This window comes from Pseudorhodoferax sp. Leaf267, assembly GCF_001422405.1.
Lineage (GTDB): Bacteria > Pseudomonadota > Gammaproteobacteria > Burkholderiales > Burkholderiaceae_C > Pseudorhodoferax.
Window position 1 is genome coordinate 757,210 of sequence record NZ_LMMV01000001.1, and the last position, 17,268, is coordinate 774,477.

Here is a 17,268-nt window from a genome sequence, read left to right on the forward strand (position 1 = left end):
CTATTCGTGGCGGGACACAGCAAATGGGCGAACATCCAGCACCGCAAGGGGCGGCAGGATGAGAAACGCGGCAAGATCTGGACTCGCATCATCCGTGAGATCACGGTGGCCGCCCGCCAGGGTGGCGGCGACCTGGGTGCCAACCCGCGCCTGCGGCTGGCCGTGGACAAGGCCAAGGCCGCCAACATGCCAGCGGACCGCGTCAAGTACAACATCGACAAGGCCACCGGCAACGCCGAAGGCGTGCACTACGAGGAAATCCGCTACGAGGGCTACGGCATCGCCGGCGCGGCCATCATCGTGGACACCATGACCGACAACCACGTGCGCACCGTGGCCGAGGTGCGCCACGCCTTCAGCAAGTACGGCGGCAACATGGGCACGAACGGATCGGTGGCGTTCCAGTTCAAGCACTGCGGCCAGATCGTGCTGGCGCCGGGCGCCGATGAAGACAAGGTCATGGAACTCGCACTGGAAGCCGGCGCCGAGGACGTGATCACCGACGAGGACGGCACCATCGAGGTGCTGACGCCTTACACCGAGCTCGAAACCGTCAAGAATGCGCTGGAGGCCGCAGGCTTCAAGCCGGAGATCGCCGAAGTGACCATGCGCGCAGAGAACACCATCGAGCTGGCCGGCGAAGACGCCGAGCGCATGCAAAAACTCATCGACGTCCTGGAAGACCTGGACGACGTGCAGAACGTCTACCACAACGCACAACTATGAACCCCCCCGCTCTGCACTTCGTGTCGTCGCTGCCCCCCGAGGGGGCGCTCGACCTCCTAGAGGCGGCTCGTCGGAGGTCGCCATGAAAGTCCTCGTCATCGGCGGCGGCGGCCGCGAACATGCACTGGCCTGGAAGCTGGCCCAGTCTGCCCGCGTGACCAAGGTCTACGTGGCTCCCGGCAACGGCGGCACGGCCCTGGACGAGCGCCTGGTCAACCTGCCCATCACCGACGTGGTGGCCCTGCGCGAATGGGCGCAGAAGGAACACGTCGCGCTCGCCGTGGTCGGTCCCGAAGGCCCGTTGGCGGCCGGCGTGGTGGACGAGTTCCGCGCGCACGGACTGCGCATCTTCGGCCCGACCAAGGCCGCGGCGCAGCTGGAAAGCTCCAAGGCCTTCTCCAAGGCCTTCATGCAGCGCCACAAGATTCCCACCGCTGAATACCAGACCTTCACCGACCCCGCGCAGGCCCATGCCTACGTGGACGCCAAGGGCGCGCCCATCGTGGTCAAGGCCGACGGCCTGGCCGCCGGCAAGGGCGTGGTCGTGGCGACCACGCTGGCCGAGGCCCATGAGGCGATCGACTTCATGCTGGTGGACAACACGCTGGGCGTGACGCACAACGCCGGCGGTGCGCGCGTGGTGATCGAGGAGTTCCTGCAGGGCGAGGAGGCCAGCTTCATCGTGCTGTGCGACGGCAAGAATGTGACCGCGCTGGCCACCAGCCAGGACCACAAGCGCTTGCAGGACGGCGACCAGGGCCCGAACACGGGCGGCATGGGCGCCTATTCGCCCGCGCCCGTGGTCACGGCCGACGTGCACGCGCGCGCCATGCGCGAGATCATCCTGCCCACCATCCGCGGCATGGAAAAGGACGGCATCGCCTACACCGGCTTCCTGTACGCCGGCCTCATGATCGACGCCAAGGGCAAGCCCAAGACGCTGGAGTTCAACTGCCGCCTGGGGGACCCCGAGACCCAGCCGCTGCTGATGCGCCTGAAGTCCGACCTGTTCGAGGTGCTGTGGGCCGCCACGGAGCCCGGCGCGCACGGCAAGCTGGACCAGGTCGAGCTGGAATGGGACCGCCGCATCGCGCTGGGGGTGGTGCTGGCCGCGCACGGCTACCCCATGTCGCCGCGCAAGGGCGATGCGATCACGGGCCTGCCGCCGGCCGAGCCCGACGCCATGGTGTTCCATGCGGGCACCGAGCCCAAGGACGACGCCACGGTGACCAGCGGTGGCCGCGTGCTGTGCGTGACCGTGCTGGCCGACAAGGTCAAGCTGGCGCAGCAACGCGCCTACGAAGTGGTGCGTGGCATCCACTTCGACGGCATGCAGTACCGCCGCGACATCGGCCACCGCGCAGTCAAATGACGCTCCCGGCAAGCGGCTTCGCCGCCTGGCTGCGCGGCCTGCAGGACGAGATCACCACGCAGGCCGCTGCCATCGACGGCGGCACGTTCCGCTCCGACCCCTGGACCAAGGCGGCCGACGAGCCGCTGCAGGGCGAGGGCATCACGCGCATCCTGGAGAACGGCGCCGTGTTCGAGCGCGCGGGCTGCGGCTTCTCGCATGTGCGCGGCCCCAGGCTGCCGCCGTCTGCCACGCAGCACCGGCCGCAACTGGCCGGCGCACCGTTCGAGGCCATGGGCCTTTCGCTGGTCTTCCACCCGCGCAACCCCTATGCGCCCACGGTGCACATGAACGTGCGCATGATCTCCGCCGGCCACCCGGGCGAAGAGCCCGTGTGCTGGTTCGGCGGCGGCATGGACCTCACGCCCATCTACGGCTTCGACGAGGACGCGCAGCACTTCCACGCGGCGTGCCGCGATGCGCTGGCCCCCTATGGCGAGGACAAGTACGCGCGCTTCAAGCCCTGGTGTGACGAGTACTTCTTTCTCAAGCACCGGCAGGAGGCCCGCGGCATCGGCGGCATCTTCTTCGACGATTTCGCCGAGCTGGGCCAGGCACGCAGCATGGCCATGACGCAGGCCGTCGGCGCGGCCTTCCTGGGTGCCTACCTGCCGATCCTGCAGCGGCGCAAGGACATGCCCTACGGCGAGCGCGAGCGTGCGTTCCAGCTCTACCGGCGTGGCCGCTACGTGGAATTCAATCTGGTGTGGGACCGCGGCACGCATTTCGGTCTGCAGTCGGGCGGGCGCACCGAGTCCATCCTGCTGTCCATGCCGCCGCTGGCGGCCTGGTCGTACCAGCACCAGAGCGAGCCCGGCTCGGCCGAGGCCATGTTGGCCACGCATTTCCTGGTGCCGCGCGCTTGGGCCTGAACCCTGCCGGCGTACGGCGCGTGGGCGTTTACGGTGGCGCGTTCGACCCGCCGCACGTCACGCACGTCGCGCTGGCCCAGGCTGCCGTGCGCCAGTTGCAGCTCGATGCGCTGCACATCCTGCCCACGGGCCAGGCCTGGCACCGCGCGCAGCAGACCAGTGCCGCGCAGCACCGCTTGGCCATGGCGCAGCTGGCGTTCGCGCAGGTGCAGGGCGCGGTGGTCGATGCGCGTGAGATCGAGCGGCACGGCCCCAGCTATACCGTGGACAGCCTGAGGGAATTGCAAACGCTGTATCCTCGCGCCCTTTTGCACTTGATCATCGGGGCCGATCAGGCGCGCGCACTGGAGCAGTGGCACGCCTGGCAGGACATCGTGGCGATGGCGGTGCTGGTCATTGCGGCGCGCATCGATGCCGCCGAGCCGCTCGAACCCGAGGCGCCACCAGGCGCCAGATACCACTACTTACAACTCGCGCCGGTCGACACCAGCGCCACCCACATTCGCCAACGCGTGGCCAGCGGACAGGGCATCGCCCATCTGGTCCCTGACGCCGTTGCGCGCTATATTGCCCAACACCACCTCTACCACACCGCTCGATGAACACTGGAACCACCTCGGAATCTGTCGCCAAGAAGGACACGCAAAAGCTGCAACGCTCCATCGTCGATGGGCTCGAAGACGTCAAGGCGCAGGACATCCAGGTGTTCAACACCGAGCATCTGTCCCCGCTGTTCGAACGCGTCATCGTCGCTTCGGGCACGTCCAACCGGCAGACGCGTGCCCTGGCTGCCAGCGTGCGTGATGCGGTGCGCGAGGCCGGCTTCAACAAGCCGCGCATCGAGGGTGAGGAGAACGGCGAGTGGATCATCGTGGACTGCGGCGTCGCCGTCGTGCACATCATGCAGCCCGCGATCCGCCAGTACTACCACCTCGAGGAGTTGTGGGGCGAGAAGCCCATCCGCCTGAAGTTCGGCGCGGTCAAGCCCGCGGCGCCGGTCAAGGAAGTCGAGAAGGCCCCGGCCAAGAAGGCAGCCGCCAAGAAGGTCGTGGCCAAGACCGCGGGCGGCAGGTCCGTCAACGGCCGCACGGCGGCCAAGCTGGCACGCAAGCCCGAGGTCGAGTACGCACCGCCCAGGCCCGAGGTCGACTCCGGCGTGAAGAAGGCACCGGCCAGGAAGGCCGCCGCCAAGTCCGCTGCGCCGGCCAAGGCCCCGGCGAAGAAAGCGGCGGCCAAGTCACCGGGCAACACGCCCGTGAAGACCGTCGTCGTCAAGCCCAAGGCCCCCGTGGCCAAGAAGGCGGCGGCCAAATCCGCCCCGGCCCGCAAGGCCCCTGCCAAGAAGGCCGCGCCGCGCGCCTGATCGCGTGTGAAGCTCGTCATCGTGGCCGTGGGCCTGCGCGTGCCCGACTGGGCGCAGACGGCCTACGACGACTACGCCAAGCGTTTTCCGGCTGAGTTGCGCGTGGACCTGCGCGCGGTCAAGGCCGAGCCACGCGGCTCGCGCACCGTGCCGCAGATGCAGACCGCCGAGCGCGAACGCATCGAGGCCGCCATCGTCTCTGCGGCCGGCCGCAACGCACGCGTGGTCGCGCTCGATGAGCGTGGCACGACGCTGACCACCCAGGCACTGGCCACGCGTTTGTCGACCTGGCAGCTCGAAGGCGATGACGTGGCCCTCGTCATCGGCGGGCCCGACGGCCTGGAGCCCGCGTTCCGCCAGGCCGCGCACGAGCGCATCCGCCTGTCGGACATGACACTACCCCATGCCATGGCCCGCGTGCTGCTGATCGAGCAGCTCTACCGCGCCTGGTCCATCAACGCCAACCACCCTTACCACCGCGAATAGCGAGACGAGCGCATGCTGTCCTGGTTCGAGCGACTGCTCCACCCCTTCCCCGAAGCGGCGCCCTCTGTGGCGCCGCGCGGCTTCTGGCCCTTCGTGTGGGCCTGCACCCATGGCGTGCGCCGCTACATCCTGGCCATGGTGCTGCTGACGGCCGTGATCGGTGCGTTCGAGGCGCTGCTGTTCGCGATGATGGGCCGCATCGTCGACTGGCTGGGCCAGGTGGCGCCGGCCCAGCTGTGGCAGCAGGAGCAGGGCCGCTTGCTGCTGCTGGCCGGCATCGTGCTGGCCAGCCCGCTGCTGATCGGGCTGCAGAGCCTGATCAAGCGCCAGACCATCGCCAGCCATTTCCCCATGCTGCTGCGCTGGAACTTTCACCGCCTCATGCTGAACCAGAGCATGGGCTTCTACCAGGACGAGTTCGCCGGCCGGATCGCCACCAAGGTCATGCAGACCGCGTTGGCCGTGCGCGAGTTCTGGATGATCCTGGGCGACATCCTGGTGTTCGTCACGATCTATTTCGTGACCATGACGGCCGTGGTCGGCGGCTTCAACACGCTGATGCTGCTGCCCTTCATCGCCTGGGCGCTGTGCTACATCGTCGTGATGCGCTGGTTCGTGCCGCGGCTGGCGCGCGTATCCAAGAGCCAGGCCGACGCGCGCTCGCTGATGACCGGCCGCGTGACCGACGCTTACACCAACATCGCCACGGTCAAGCTGTTCTCGCATGCGGGCCGCGAGGCGGGTTTCGCGAAGTCGGCCATGGAGGAGTTCCTGGTCACCGCGCGCGGCCAGATGCGCCTGGTGACAGGCTTCGAGATCGCCAACCAGGCGCTGTCGGCGTTGCTGATCCTGTCGACCACCGGCCTGGTGGTCTGGCTGTGGATCCAGGGCCAGGTCGGCGTGGGCGCGGTGGCCGCGGCCACCGCCATGGCCATGCGGCTGTCGGGCATCTCGCACTGGGTCATGTGGGAGATGGCTTCGCTGTTCGAACACGTGGGCACGGTGCAGGATGGCATCAACACCTTGTCGCGCCCGCAGCTCGTGCTGGACGCACCAGGCGCCCCTGCGCTCAACGTGCCGCGCGGTGAGGTGCGTTTCGAGAACCTGCGCTTCGCCTACGGCGCGGCCGGTCCGCAGGCGCGCCAGGTCATCGACAACCTGTCGCTCACGATCCGCCCGGGCGAGAAGATCGGCCTGGTCGGCCGTTCCGGCGCCGGCAAATCCACCATCGTGCACCTGCTGCTGCGCTTCTACGACGTGGCGGGTGGCCGCATCCTGGTCGATGGCCAGGACATCGCCACCGTCACGCAGGACAGCCTGCGCGCGCAGATCGGCATGGTCACGCAGGACACCTCGCTCTTGCACCGCTCGGTGCGCGACAACATCCTGTACGGCCGCCCCGACGCGACCGAAGAGCAGATGCAGGCCGCGGCCCGGCGCGCCGAGGCCGAGGGTTTCATCGCCACGCTGACCGACCCCAAGGGCCGCCAGGGCTACGACGCCCATGTGGGCGAGCGCGGCGTGAAGCTCTCGGGCGGCCAGCGCCAGCGCATCGCGATCGCGCGCGTGATGCTCAAGAACGCGCCCATCCTGCTGCTGGACGAGGCCACGAGCGCGCTGGACTCCGAGGTCGAGGTAGCGATTCAGACCAGCCTGTACCGGCTCATGGAAGGCAAGACCGTGATCGCGATTGCGCACCGGCTGTCCACCATCGCCGCGATGGACCGGCTCGTCGTGCTCGACAAGGGCCGCATCGTGGAGGCCGGCGACCACCAGAGCCTGCTGGCCCAGGGCGGCCTGTACGCGCGGCTGTGGGCGCACCAGAGCGGCGGCTTCCTGGGCGAAGAAGCCGATGACGAGCCTGAACGCGAAAAGGAGCCCGCATGACAGATTTTGTCTACCTAGCCTCGCAAAGCCCGCGCCGGCGCCAGTTGCTGGACCAGCTGGGCGTGCACCACGAGCTGCTGCTGGCCGATGCCACGGAAGACGCCGAGACGCTGGAGGCCGTGCACGGCCGCGAGGCCCCCGCGCGCTACGTGCAACGCGTGACGGGCCTCAAGCTCGACGCCGCCGTGGCGCGGCACCGCACGCGCGGCCTGCCACCCGCGCCCATCCTGTGCGCCGACACCACGGTCGCGCTGGGCCCGGCCATCCTGGGCAAGCCCGAGGACGCGGCTGACGCGGCGCGCATGCTGCGCGAGCTGTCGGGCCAGGACCACCGCGTGCTGACGGCCGTGGCGCTGCAGCATGGCGACCGGCGGGTGCAGGCGCTCAGCGTGTCCCACGTGCGATTCGCGCCGCTCAGCGAGGCGCAGATCGCCAGCTACGTAGCGGGCGGCGAGCCGCTGGGCAAGGCCGGCGCCTATGCCGTGCAGGGCAGGGCGGCGGCCTTCATCTCGGCCATGCGCGGCAGCTACAGCGGCATCATGGGCCTGCCGATGTTCGAGACCGCGCAGCTCCTGCGCCAGGCGGGATTCGACCTGTAGTTGTCTCGGCCGCCTGTGGATATCGTTGGGGACAGGCACGGGACCCCGGTGCACGCAGCCAGTGCCCATGCGGGTTGCGGACACGGTGCTTGTATTTCGGGCAGCGGCAGCGAAGCCGCTTCATATTCCCGATCGGTCACTTTCGATTGACATCCAGCCGGATCGGCCTCGAAATGCCCGCTAGGTAATTTTGAAGGGCGGGTATGGCGGATATCGAGTCATCCTTACCGAGCGGTAATTTTGACACCGCTGGCCAGCCCGTGCGCTCGTCGGCCGAACTCGGCGCCTTGCTGCGCACGCACCGCAAGCAGCAAGCCCTCACGCAGCTCGACATGGCGGGCCTGGGCAATACCGGCAACCGCTTCATCGTCGAGCTGGAGAACGGCAAGCCCACGGTGCAGTTGCAAAAGGTGCTGGACCTGGTGCACCTGCTGGGGCTGGAACTGGTCCTGCGGCCCAAGGCGGGCAAGGGCTGCTGATGGCCGAGCGCCCACGCGGCTGGACGTCTACTTCGGCGACGCCTGCGTCGGCAGCGTGCACGACAGCAGCCCGCTGAGCTTCGTCTACACACCCGAGTGGCTGGCGCGGCCCCAGGCCATGGCAATGGCCGCGATCGCGCTGCAGGCCGGGCCACAAAGCGGCGCGCCGGTCGAGGCCTTCTTCGAAAACCTGCTGCCCGAGGGTGAGCTGCGCCACTACCTGGCCGACCAGAGGAAAGCCTCCACGCTGTTCTCGCTGCTGCTGGCCGTGGCGGGCGACACGGCCGGCGCCTTCGTGATCCTGCCGGCCGGCCAGCCACCCGGGCCGGCCCGCTACGACGCCACGACCTGGCAGGCGCTGGCCCAGCGGCTGCAATCGGCTTCCGCTACCGCCACCGACCTGGGTGTTGCCGGTGCCCGCATCTCGCTGGCCGGTGCGCAAGACAAGACCAGCCTGGCGATCTGGGACGATGGCATCCCGCGCCTGCCGCGTGGCACGTCGCCCGGCACCCACATCCTCAAGCCCGACATCCGGCGCCTGGCCAAGGTCTGGCATTCGGCGGCAACGAGACGCTGGTCATGCGCGCGGCCGCGCTGTGCGGACTGCCCACGGCCGAGGTGTTCTACGAGCCGCTCACCCAGTCCTGCGTGGTGCGCCGCTCCGACCGCACGGCGCAGGCCGACGGCAGCCTGGCGCGCGTCGTGCAGTACGACCTGTGCCAGCTGGCGGGCACGGTGTCCGACCGCAAATACGAGAAGGAGGGCGGCCCCGGCCTCGCGGCATGCGCCGAGCTGGTGCGCCGCTACAGCAGCCAGCCGGCCGTGGACCTGCGCCAGCTCGTGCGCTGGGTGTTCTTCAACCTCTACACAGGCAACAACGACAGCCACGCCAAGAACCTGTCGATCTACTACCTGCCGGGGCAGGGTGTGCGGCTGACGCCGTTCTACGACCTGATGTGCACGCGGCTGTACCCGGGGCTGTCGCCCGAGTTCGCGTTCGCGATCGGGGGCGAGGTGCGGCCGGGGGCCTTGCAGCGGGCGCATGTGGAGGCCATGGCCGCGGCCTTGCGCATGCAGCCGCGCTTCGTGCTGCAGCAGGCGGCGCAGATGGCGGACACCGTTCCGGGCGCGATGGCGCAGGCGGTGGCGCAGATCGCGCCCTTGCTGCCGGCGGGGGCGCTGAGCCTGGCGGAGCGGCTGCAGCAGTTCGTGGCGACCACGACGAAGAACACCGCCGCGCGCCTACAGGGCTGACTTACTCCCTCGCCCCTCTGGGGAGAGGGTTGGGGTGAGGGGCCGACGGTGGCACAAGTGCGACTTTTCCACCGCCGCCCGCCCTCACCCCAGCCCTCTCCCAGAGGGAGAGGGAGCCAGACAGGTCAGCCCCCGGGCGCGAACGGCAGCAGCACCACCTTGCCCGGATTCAGGATGTTCTTCGGGTCCAGCGCCTGCTTCACGCGCCGCATGATGTCCACGGCCGCCTCGCCGTGCTCCTCGGCCAGGTAGCCGATCTTGTGCAGGCCCACGCCGTGCTCGCCCGTGCAGGTGCCGCCATGCGCCATGGCGCGGCGCGTGAGGCGCTGGCTCAGGGCCTCGGCCACTTCGCGCTCGGCCTCGTTGGCCGGGTCGACCAGGATCAGGCAGTGGAAGTTGCCATCGCCCACATGGCCGAAGATCGGCGCGACGAGGCCCGAGGCTTCCAGGTCGGCCCGTGTCTCCTCGATGCACTCGGCCAGCCTGGACACCGGCACGCAGGCGTCCGTGGTCAACGAACGCGACCCCGGCCGCAGCTGCAGCACGGCGAAGTAGGCATGGTGCCGCGGCGTCCACAGCGCCGAGCGCTCTTCCTCGCGCGTGGCCATCTTGAAGTCGCCGCCGCCGCAGTCGCGCACGATCTGCTGCATCTGCTCGGCCTGGGCGGCGGCCTCGCCGGCCGCGCCGCCGAACTCCAGGAACAGCGTGGGCGCCTCGGCCAGGCTGGTCTTGCTGTGCCGGTTGATCGCGCGGATGGTCAGCGCGTCCAGCATCTCGGCGCGTGCCAGCGGCAGGCCCAGTTGAACGGCCTGGATCACGGCGTCCACGGCGCTCTTGATGTCGGGGAAGTTGGCCACGGCCGCCAGCACTTCCTCGGGCCGCGGGTGCAGGCGCACGGTCGCCTCGGTCACGATGCCCAGCGTGCCTTCGGAGCCGCAGTACAGCTGCGTGAGGTTGTAGCCCGCCGACGACTTGCGAGCGTGCGAGGCCGTGCGGATGATCGCGCCCTCGGCCGTCACCACCGTGAGGCTCAGGACGTTGTCGCGCATCGTGCCGTAGCGCACCGTGTTCGTGCCCGATGCGGCCGTCGCCACCATGCCGCCGATGCTGGCGTTGGCGCCCGGATCGACCGAGAAGAAGAAGCCCGAATGCGCCAGCTCGGCGTTCAGCGCCATGCGCGTGACGCCGGCCTGCACGGTGGCCGTCATGTCCTCGGGCCGCACGGCCAGCACCTGGTCCATGCGCGACAGATCGATGCACACGCCGCCGTGGACGGCCAGCACATGGCCCTCGATCGACGAGCCCACGCCGAACGCAATCACGGGCACGCCCTGCGCGGCGCAGGTCTTCACGGCAAAGGCCACGTCTTCGCTGGACAGTGCAAACACCACGGCATCGGGCGGCGTGGGCGCGTAGTGCGACTCGTCGGCACCGTGCTGCGCGAGGATGCTGGCGTTCTGCGTGAAGCGCTCGCCGAAGTGCTGCTGCAGCGCGGCGCGCACCGCCTCGGGCAGCGGGCGCCGTGTGGCGCTGGGGGAAACCATGTCGGATCGTTGGGGGTTTGCCAGTACGCTCATTGCCTGCCTCGTGTGTCGTCAGGGCTGCGACTCTATGCCAAGCGCGCCGCGCTGGCCCATGCCGAATCGAGTGCCCGCCATCTGGCAAAGCGATTGCCTCATCAGGAACCCCCTGTGGAACTGCGACAGCTCAAGTACTTCCTGGCCGTGGCCGACAGCGGCAGCCTGTCGCGCGCCGCACTCGAAGTCTTCATCGCCCAGTCGGCCCTCAGCAAGCAGATCGGCGAGCTGGAGCAGGAACTCGGCGTGCAGCTGCTCAACCGCAGCCGCACCGGCGTCACCATGACCGAGGCGGGCAAGACCTTCTACGCCTACGCGCAGGCCATCTTGAAGCAGCTGGGCGATGCCCGGGCCGCTGTGCGCTCGTCGCCGCAGTCCATCGTCGGCGCCGTGGTGCTGGCCTTTCCGCAGAGCGTGTCGGCCGAGCTGACCTTGCCGCTCCCGCTGATCCGCGCTGCGCGCGAGCAACTGCCCGGCGTGTCGCTGCACCTGAACGAGGAGCTGACCGGCAACATGCTGGACCGGCTGCGCCAGGGCCACATCGACCTGGCGATCTTCTCGCCCGTCGAGGGCCAGCCCGACATGGTGTTCCTGCCCTTCGTGGAGGAAGAGCTGTACCTGCTGCGCGGCGTGGAGCCCCTGGACGGCCTGCCCGACGAGGGGGACGTGGACCTGGCCAGCGTGGCGCGCCACGCCGTCATCATGCCCACGCTGCAGCACCACCACTGCACGCGCGCGCCCTACACGGCGGCGCTGGAGCGCGCCGGCCTGCCGCTCAAGCTGGCGACCGAAATCAACTCCGTCCACATCCTGAAAGCCGCGGTCGAGGCCGGCATGGCGCCCACGGTGATGCCGCATGCGCTGGCTACGAACGAGATCGCCCAGGGCCGCATGCGCGCGCACCGCATCCGGCCCGAACGTGCCTCGCGCATCCTCGCGGTGTGCCACTGCAGCCAGATCCCGATGACCAACGCCAAGAAGGCCGTGTGCGACCTGGTCTTCAGCGCGGCCCGCCAACTGTGCGCCGATGGCCGGTGGATAGGCGCCACCTACATAGGCCCGTGAAAACCCTCGCCATCTCGTTGCGAGATAGCGCAGTCTCGATTCGCTAGTTCCGCAGGGCCACGCTTTCGGCGACATTGCCGACGCCACACGGATCACCGCCTGGCACCCACAGAATGGAGACAGACATGAGCACGGACTTCAAGCCAGGGCAGGGCGCCCCGATCCGCATCACCGCATTGGCCGCGCTGCTGGCCCTTTCGGCGTGCGGCGGCAGCGACGACGACACGCGCCCCATCGCCGAGAGCTGCACCACGCTTGCCGGCAAGACGCTGGGCAACGGCAGCGCCACCATCACCGCGGCCGAACTGCAGGCCGCCACACCTGCCACCGGCGCCACGGCCCAGGCCATGCCGGCCTACTGCAAGCTCAGCGTCGCGGCGCGCGACACCGGCCTCAAGATGGGCCTGTGGCTGCCCACCGAGGGCTGGAACGGCAAGCTGCTGATGCAGGGCGGCGGCGGCTTCGACGGCGCGATCGCGGCGCCCACGGCCAACCTGCTGCTGGCCCACATGAGCCCCTCGGTCGTCGGCGAGCGCTACGCCGTGATGGCCACCAACGGCGGCCACGAGGCGGCCGAGAACGCCAATGGCGCGTTCGCGCTCGACGCGACCAAGCTGCAGGAGTTCGCGCAGACCTCCGAACACCGCGCGCTGCCCTGGGGCAAGGAACTGGTCAACACCGCCTACGGCAAGGCGCCCACGCGCAGCTACTTCGAGGGCTGCTCGATGGGTGGGCACGACGCGATGATGCTGTCGCAGCGCTACCCCGAGGACTTCGACGGCATCGTGGCGCGCGCGCCGGCCGGCAACATCATGGGCCTGTTCCCCGCGTTCAGCCGGCTGTCGATCACCGTGCGCAACCCGGCCAACCGGCTCACGCCCGCCAAGCAGACGCTGGTGGCCGATGCGGCGCTGGCGCAATGCGACGGGCTGGACGGCCTGGCCGACGGCATCATCTCCAAGCCCGCCGCCTGCCAGCCCAACCTGTCGGCGCTGCGCTGCGCGGGCGGCGCCGATGCGGGCGACGGCTGCCTGTCCGATGCGCAGCTCGCCACCGTCGCGCTGGTCACCAGCCCCTACGCGAGCGCCGATGGCGCCTACACCCACCCGGGCTACAACCATGGCCTGGAGAACAGCCCCGTGGGCTGGGGCCAGTACATCTGGCCCAACGCGGCCGGGCAGTCGGTGCAGGGCGGTTTTGCCGATGGCTTCGTGCGCGGCTTCATCACGCGGGACCTGGCCTACGACACCAACCTGTGGAACCCCAACGACTGGCTGCCGCGCATGGCCGAAGTCGCCACGCTGTTCCAGGCCTTCAACCCCGACCTGTCGGGCATGCGCGCGCGCAACGCCAAGCTGATCATGTGGAACGGCACGAACGACAGCTCGGTCACCTCGCGCGACATGGGCCGTTACTACCAGGCCACCGTGGCGCGCATGGGCCAGGCCGCGGTCGACCAGACGCTGGAGGCATTCGAGGCGCCCGGCGTGGGCCACTGCGGCGGCGGCCCCGGTGCCGACCATGTGGACCTCGTGAAGTCGCTGGACACCTGGGTCACGGCCGGCACGCCGCCGTCAAGCCAGAACCTGGTGCAGGCGCGCAAGACCGCCACCGGCGACGTGGCGCTCACGCGGCCGCTGTGCAAGTACCCCACCACACCGCGCTACAAGGGCACGGGCGACGTCAACAGCGCGGCCAGCTTCGCCTGCGTGAGCGATTAGACTTCGGCCCCCCGGTCAGGCCGCGGCCAGGTGCCGCGACCGCTGTGCTCCTTTTTCCTGCTGTTTCCGAGACATCACGAGGTTTCCATGACGATGATCCGCCGTTCCCTGCTCGCCCTGTCCGCTGCCCTGGCGGTTGGCGCCCCCCTCACGTCTGCCCAGGCGCAGCAGCCGCGCGAGATCAAGATCGGCTACGCGCTGGCCGTCAACTCGCACTTCGGTGCCGGCGCCCAGGCCTGGTCCGACTCGGTCGAGAAGGCCACGAACAACACCTTCAAGTTCAAGCACTTCCCCTCCAGCGCGCTGGGTGGCGAGCGCGAGCTGATCGAAGGCCTGTCGCTGGGCACGGTGGAGGCGGTCATCGTCTCCAACGGCGCGGTCAGCAACTTCGTGCCGGACGCCGGCGTGATGGACGTGCCCTTCCTGTTCCGCGACACGGCCCATGCCCGCAATGTGCTGGACGGCAAGTTCGGCGAAGACCTGCTGGCCAAGTTCAAGGGCCGCGGCCTGATCGCGCTGGCCTGGGGCGAGCAGGGCTTTCGCCACCTGACCAACAGCAAGCGCCCGGTCGCCAAGCCCGAAGACGCCAAGGGCCTGAAGATCCGCGTGACCGAGAACCAGACCCACATCACGGCCTTCCGCCAGCTCGGCATCGCACCCACGCCCATGTCGTGGCCCGAAGTGATTGGCGCGCTGCAGCAAGGCATCATCGACGGCCAGGAGAACCCGATCTCCGTCATCGTCTCGGCCAAGCTGTGGCAGGTGCAGAAGTACATGACGCTGTCCGGCCATGTCTATGCGCCCATGGCGCTGATCGTCTCGCCCGCGCTGTGGAACAGCCTGAACGACGCACAGAAGAAGGCCTTCACCGATGGCGCGCGTGCCGGCGGCCTGGCCTCGCGCAAGTTCGTCGACGACGTGGAGAAGAGCGGCGTCGATGAGATCAAGAGCCACGGCGTGGCGGTGGTGACCGAGGTCGACAAGGCCGCCTTCCGCAAGGCGCTGGAGCCGGCCTACAAGCAATTCGCGACCAAGTTCGGCCAGAAGACGCTGGACGACATCGCGGCCGTCAAGTGAGCAAGGCGGAACGCGTTCTGGTGGCCGGCAACCGCTGGCTGCTGATCGTGATGCTGCTCACCATGGCCTGCATCGTGTTCGCCAACGTGGTGCTGCGCTACACCACGGGCGAGTCCATTGTCTGGGGCGAAGAGATTTCGCGCCAGCTCATGATCTGGGTCACCTTCCTCGGGGCAGGATTGGTGCTGCGCTTCGGCGGCCACGTGGCGGTGGACAGCCTGCACGCCGCTGTGCAGCCACCGCTGGCGCGCGTGATCCGCTCCGTCATCGTGGTCGGCATCGGCATCTTCTGCCTGGTCATGACGTACTTCTCGTCCTTGTACGTGTGGGCGACGCGCTTTCAGACGACGGCCGCGACCGATATCTCGATCTCGTGGATCTACCTGGCCATGCCCATCGGCTTCGTGCTGCTGTTCGTGCACCTGATGTTCATCGCGCGCCGCTTCATCGCCACCGGCCAATACGCCGAGTCCGACGAGCTTGACGCCGACAGCGCCGCATCCTTGTAAATCATGAGTCTCACGCTGTTCATTGCGGCCATCGTGCTGATGGCCCTGGGGTTCCCCATCGCGTTCGCGCTGGCGATCGCAGCCTCGCTGGCGGTCTTCGTCGGCGGGCGTTATCCGCAGCTCATCGTGTTCAAGGAGATGTTCACGGGCATCGACAGCTTCCCGCTGATGGCCGTGCCCTTCTTCATCCTGGCGGCCGAGCTCATGAGCGGCGGCGCGCTCACGCAGGTGCTGCTGCGCTTCGCGGCGCAGTTCGTCGGCCATCTGCGCGGCGGGTTGGGCTATGCCAACGTGCTGTCGCTCACGCTGTTCTCGGGCATCTCGGGCTCGGCGCTGGCCGATGCGGCAGGGCCGGGCTCCATGGCCGTCAAGATGATGGAGAAGGCCGGCTACTCGCGCGCCTATGCCGCCTCGCTCACGGCCAGCACGGCCATCGTCGGGCCCATCATTCCGCCATCCATCGCGATGATCATCTACGCCATGCAGGACGAGCAGGTCTCGGTCGGCGGTCTGTTCATGGCCGGCTTCGTGCCCGGCGCGCTGATCGCGCTGGCCATGGCCTTCGTGAACTGGCGCGTGTGCAACCAGCGCGGCTACCGCTCGCACGAGGCCCGGCCCTCGGGCCGCGAGATGTGGATCAACAGCATCAAGGCCATCCCGGCGCTGCTGCTGATCTTCGTGATCCTGGTCGGCATCCGCTTCGGCATCTTCACGCCCACCGAGGCCTCGGTCGTGGCCGTGTTCTACGCGCTCATCTGCGGCAAGTGGATCTACCGCACGCTGGAGTGGAAGGCGCTGCCGGCCATCGCCTCGCGCTCGGCACTGCTCACCGCCTCGGTGCTGCTGGTCATGGCCACGTCCTCGGCCTTCGCCTGGGTGCTCACGGTGGAGGGCATCCCGCAGATGATGTCGCAGATGGTGATGGGCTGGAACCTGCCGCCCGTGGCCTTCCTGCTGGTGGTGAACGTGCTCTTGCTGCTGTTCGGCATCTTCATGGAGCCGCTGCCCGGCATCATGATCCTGGTGCCCATCCTGGCGCCGATCTCGGCTGCGCTGGGCATCGACCCCACGCACTTCGCCATGGTGGTGATCGTCAACCTCACGCTGGGCATGATCACGCCGCCCGTGGGCGGGCTGCTGTTCGTCGTGTCGGTGGCCACCCGCGTGCCGATGGCGGCGCTGGCGCGCGAGCTGCCGCCGTTCCTGGTCGCGCATCTGGTGGTGCTGCTGCTCATCACCTTCGTGCCGGCGATCTCGACCTGGCTGCCGCATACGCTGGGCTTCTGAGGCCAGCCACGGGACTACACTGGCAGCGCGCGGCAGGGATCGGATCCCACCGCGGCTGCCCATCCGTTGTGCGAGACCCCGAAGACCGAGGAGCCGATGTGAAGACTGCCAAGCCAGCCAAGCCTGCCACCACCCGGCGCACCGCCACCGCCCAGCGCGCCGCTGCCCCCGAAGCGGAGCCCAAGGCCGATGCGCTGCTGCCCAACCTGACGCGCGACGCGCTCGGCGAAGTCACCGAGACCCTGGAGTTCATGTGGTCCGCCACGCAGGCCGTGTTCGGCGACCAGGCCAAGCCGGAGCACGCGATCGCGTTGCTGCCCTACGCGCTGGACGCGCTGGAGGTGCGGCGCCTGCTGGCCGAGGAGGCCAGCCGGCAGCAGGCGAAAACGCCCGCCAAGCGCTGATCCACGTGCCGGCGCTGCGCTTGTCGATTCCGGCCCGGCCGGTGCGTCGTGCATGCAGAGGGACGTCCTCTGTTTCATAGGTCCACCATGTCCAACACCGTCAGACTCCACCGCGTGCTGCGCTCGCCCGCAGACCGCATCTACCGCGCCTTCCTCGATGCCGACGCCTTGTCCAAGTGGTTGCCGCCGCACGGCTTCATCGGCAAGGTGCACCAGATGGACGCGCAGGTCGGCGGCAGCTACCGGATGTCGTTCACGAACTTCTCGAACGGCCAGTCGCATGCCTTCGGCGGCACCTACCTGGAGCTGGTGCCCGGCCAGCGCCTGCGCTACACCGCCCGGTTCGACGACGCCAACCTGCCGGGCGAGATGCAGACCACCATCGTGCTGACGCCGGTCTCGGTCGGCACCGAGCTGCTCGCCACGCAGGAAGGGATCCCGGCGCTGATCCCGGTCGAGGGCTGCTACCTGGGCTGGCAGGAGTCGCTGACGCTGCTCGCGCAGCTCGTCGAAGCCGAGATCCCGGGTTGACGGCCCAGCCACGCTGCGCC

At 68.9% G+C, this 17,268-nt stretch carries 18 protein-coding genes and 1 pseudogene; 18 read left to right on the plus strand and 1 reads right to left on the minus strand.

Annotated features, from left to right (window positions below):
• Positions 1-6: 6 nt before the first annotated feature.
• The 11 genes and pseudogenes from ASF43_RS03305 to ASF43_RS31540 all read left to right on the plus strand — a co-directional run bounded on the left by ASF43_RS03305 (position 7) and on the right by ASF43_RS31540 (position 9,077).
• Positions 7-726 (plus strand): YebC/PmpR family DNA-binding transcriptional regulator, encoded by a 720-nt coding sequence (locus tag ASF43_RS03305; RefSeq protein WP_056176590.1) that lies wholly within the window; start codon positions 7-9, stop codon positions 724-726.
• An 82-nt stretch (positions 727-808) separates the two neighbouring features.
• Positions 809-2,098 (plus strand): phosphoribosylamine--glycine ligase, encoded by a 1,290-nt coding sequence (gene purD, locus ASF43_RS03310; protein ID WP_056176592.1) that lies wholly within the window; start codon positions 809-811, stop codon positions 2,096-2,098.
• Positions 2,095-3,009, plus strand: a complete 915-nt coding sequence (gene hemF, locus ASF43_RS03315) for an oxygen-dependent coproporphyrinogen oxidase (RefSeq protein ID WP_056176594.1) — start codon at positions 2,095-2,097, stop codon at positions 3,007-3,009. The genes purD and hemF overlap by 4 nt, the downstream gene beginning before the upstream one ends.
• Positions 3,000-3,611 (plus strand): nicotinate (nicotinamide) nucleotide adenylyltransferase, encoded by a 612-nt coding sequence (gene nadD / locus ASF43_RS03320; RefSeq protein ID WP_369803214.1) that lies wholly within the window; start codon positions 3,000-3,002, stop codon positions 3,609-3,611. The genes hemF and nadD overlap by 10 nt, the downstream gene beginning before the upstream one ends.
• Positions 3,608-4,372, plus strand: coding sequence for a ribosome silencing factor (gene rsfS, locus ASF43_RS03325; protein WP_056176595.1), 765 nt, complete (start codon positions 3,608-3,610; stop codon positions 4,370-4,372). The genes nadD and rsfS overlap by 4 nt, the downstream gene beginning before the upstream one ends.
• A 6-nt stretch (positions 4,373-4,378) precedes the next feature.
• The gene (rlmH, locus tag ASF43_RS03330) at positions 4,379-4,858 is read left to right on the plus strand and encodes a 23S rRNA (pseudouridine(1915)-N(3))-methyltransferase RlmH (protein WP_056176598.1); all 480 of its coding nucleotides are present in this window, start codon (positions 4,379-4,381) and stop codon (positions 4,856-4,858) included.
• A 12-nt stretch (positions 4,859-4,870) separates the two neighbouring features.
• Positions 4,871-6,745, plus strand: a complete 1,875-nt coding sequence (locus tag ASF43_RS03335; RefSeq protein WP_056176601.1) for an ABC transporter ATP-binding protein — start codon at positions 4,871-4,873, stop codon at positions 6,743-6,745.
• On the plus strand, positions 6,742-7,344 hold the full coding sequence (locus ASF43_RS03340) for a nucleoside triphosphate pyrophosphatase (protein WP_056176604.1): 603 nt from the start codon (positions 6,742-6,744) through the stop codon (positions 7,342-7,344). Before ASF43_RS03335 ends, ASF43_RS03340 begins: the two co-directional genes overlap by 4 nt.
• Before the next feature lie 260 nt (positions 7,345-7,604).
• Positions 7,605-7,823 (plus strand): type II toxin-antitoxin system Y4mF family antitoxin, encoded by a 219-nt coding sequence (locus ASF43_RS03345; protein WP_369803215.1) that lies wholly within the window; start codon positions 7,605-7,607, stop codon positions 7,821-7,823.
• A gap of 55 nt (positions 7,824-7,878) precedes the next feature.
• Positions 7,879-8,064, plus strand: a pseudogene (locus tag ASF43_RS32150) (HipA N-terminal domain-containing protein); the annotation flags it as partial.
• A gap of 338 nt (positions 8,065-8,402) precedes the next feature.
• Positions 8,403-9,077, plus strand: a complete 675-nt coding sequence (locus tag ASF43_RS31540) for a HipA domain-containing protein (protein WP_056176609.1) — start codon at positions 8,403-8,405, stop codon at positions 9,075-9,077.
• A 125-nt stretch (positions 9,078-9,202) separates the two neighbouring features.
• On the opposite strand, the gene ASF43_RS03355 is transcribed toward ASF43_RS31540, so the two are convergent.
• The gene (locus tag ASF43_RS03355; protein ID WP_056176612.1) at positions 9,203-10,621 is read right to left on the minus strand and encodes an FAD-binding oxidoreductase; all 1,419 of its coding nucleotides are present in this window, start codon (positions 10,619-10,621) and stop codon (positions 9,203-9,205) included.
• Positions 10,622-10,768: 147 nt separating this feature from the next.
• Here ASF43_RS03355 and ASF43_RS03360 point away from each other — a divergent pair, with 147 nt between their 5' ends.
• The 7 genes from ASF43_RS03360 to ASF43_RS03390 all read left to right on the plus strand — a co-directional run bounded on the left by ASF43_RS03360 (position 10,769) and on the right by ASF43_RS03390 (position 17,248).
• Complete coding sequence (locus ASF43_RS03360) at positions 10,769-11,719, plus strand: LysR substrate-binding domain-containing protein (protein ID WP_056176615.1); 951 nt, start codon at positions 10,769-10,771, stop codon at positions 11,717-11,719.
• Positions 11,720-11,844: 125 nt separating this feature from the next.
• A complete protein-coding gene (locus ASF43_RS03365; protein WP_056176616.1) occupies positions 11,845-13,440 on the plus strand; it encodes a tannase/feruloyl esterase family alpha/beta hydrolase in 1,596 nt (531 codons plus the stop codon).
• Positions 13,441-13,527: 87 nt separating this feature from the next.
• A complete protein-coding gene (locus ASF43_RS03370) occupies positions 13,528-14,517 on the plus strand; it encodes a TRAP transporter substrate-binding protein (protein ID WP_056176618.1) in 990 nt (329 codons plus the stop codon).
• Between the two features lie 50 nt (positions 14,518-14,567).
• Positions 14,568-15,026 (plus strand): TRAP transporter small permease, encoded by a 459-nt coding sequence (locus tag ASF43_RS03375; protein ID WP_056178067.1) that lies wholly within the window; start codon positions 14,568-14,570, stop codon positions 15,024-15,026.
• Positions 15,027-15,029: 3 nt separating this feature from the next.
• Positions 15,030-16,313 carry a TRAP transporter large permease gene (locus tag ASF43_RS03380; RefSeq protein WP_056176619.1) on the plus strand — a complete coding sequence of 428 codons (1,284 nt, stop codon included), beginning with the start codon at positions 15,030-15,032 and terminating at the stop codon, positions 16,311-16,313.
• A 98-nt stretch (positions 16,314-16,411) separates the two neighbouring features.
• Positions 16,412-16,717 carry a hypothetical protein gene (locus tag ASF43_RS03385; RefSeq protein WP_056176622.1) on the plus strand — a complete coding sequence of 102 codons (306 nt, stop codon included), beginning with the start codon at positions 16,412-16,414 and terminating at the stop codon, positions 16,715-16,717.
• Between the two features lie 87 nt (positions 16,718-16,804).
• Positions 16,805-17,248 (plus strand): SRPBCC family protein, encoded by a 444-nt coding sequence (locus tag ASF43_RS03390; RefSeq protein ID WP_056176629.1) that lies wholly within the window; start codon positions 16,805-16,807, stop codon positions 17,246-17,248.
• Positions 17,249-17,268: the final 20 nt, after the last annotated feature.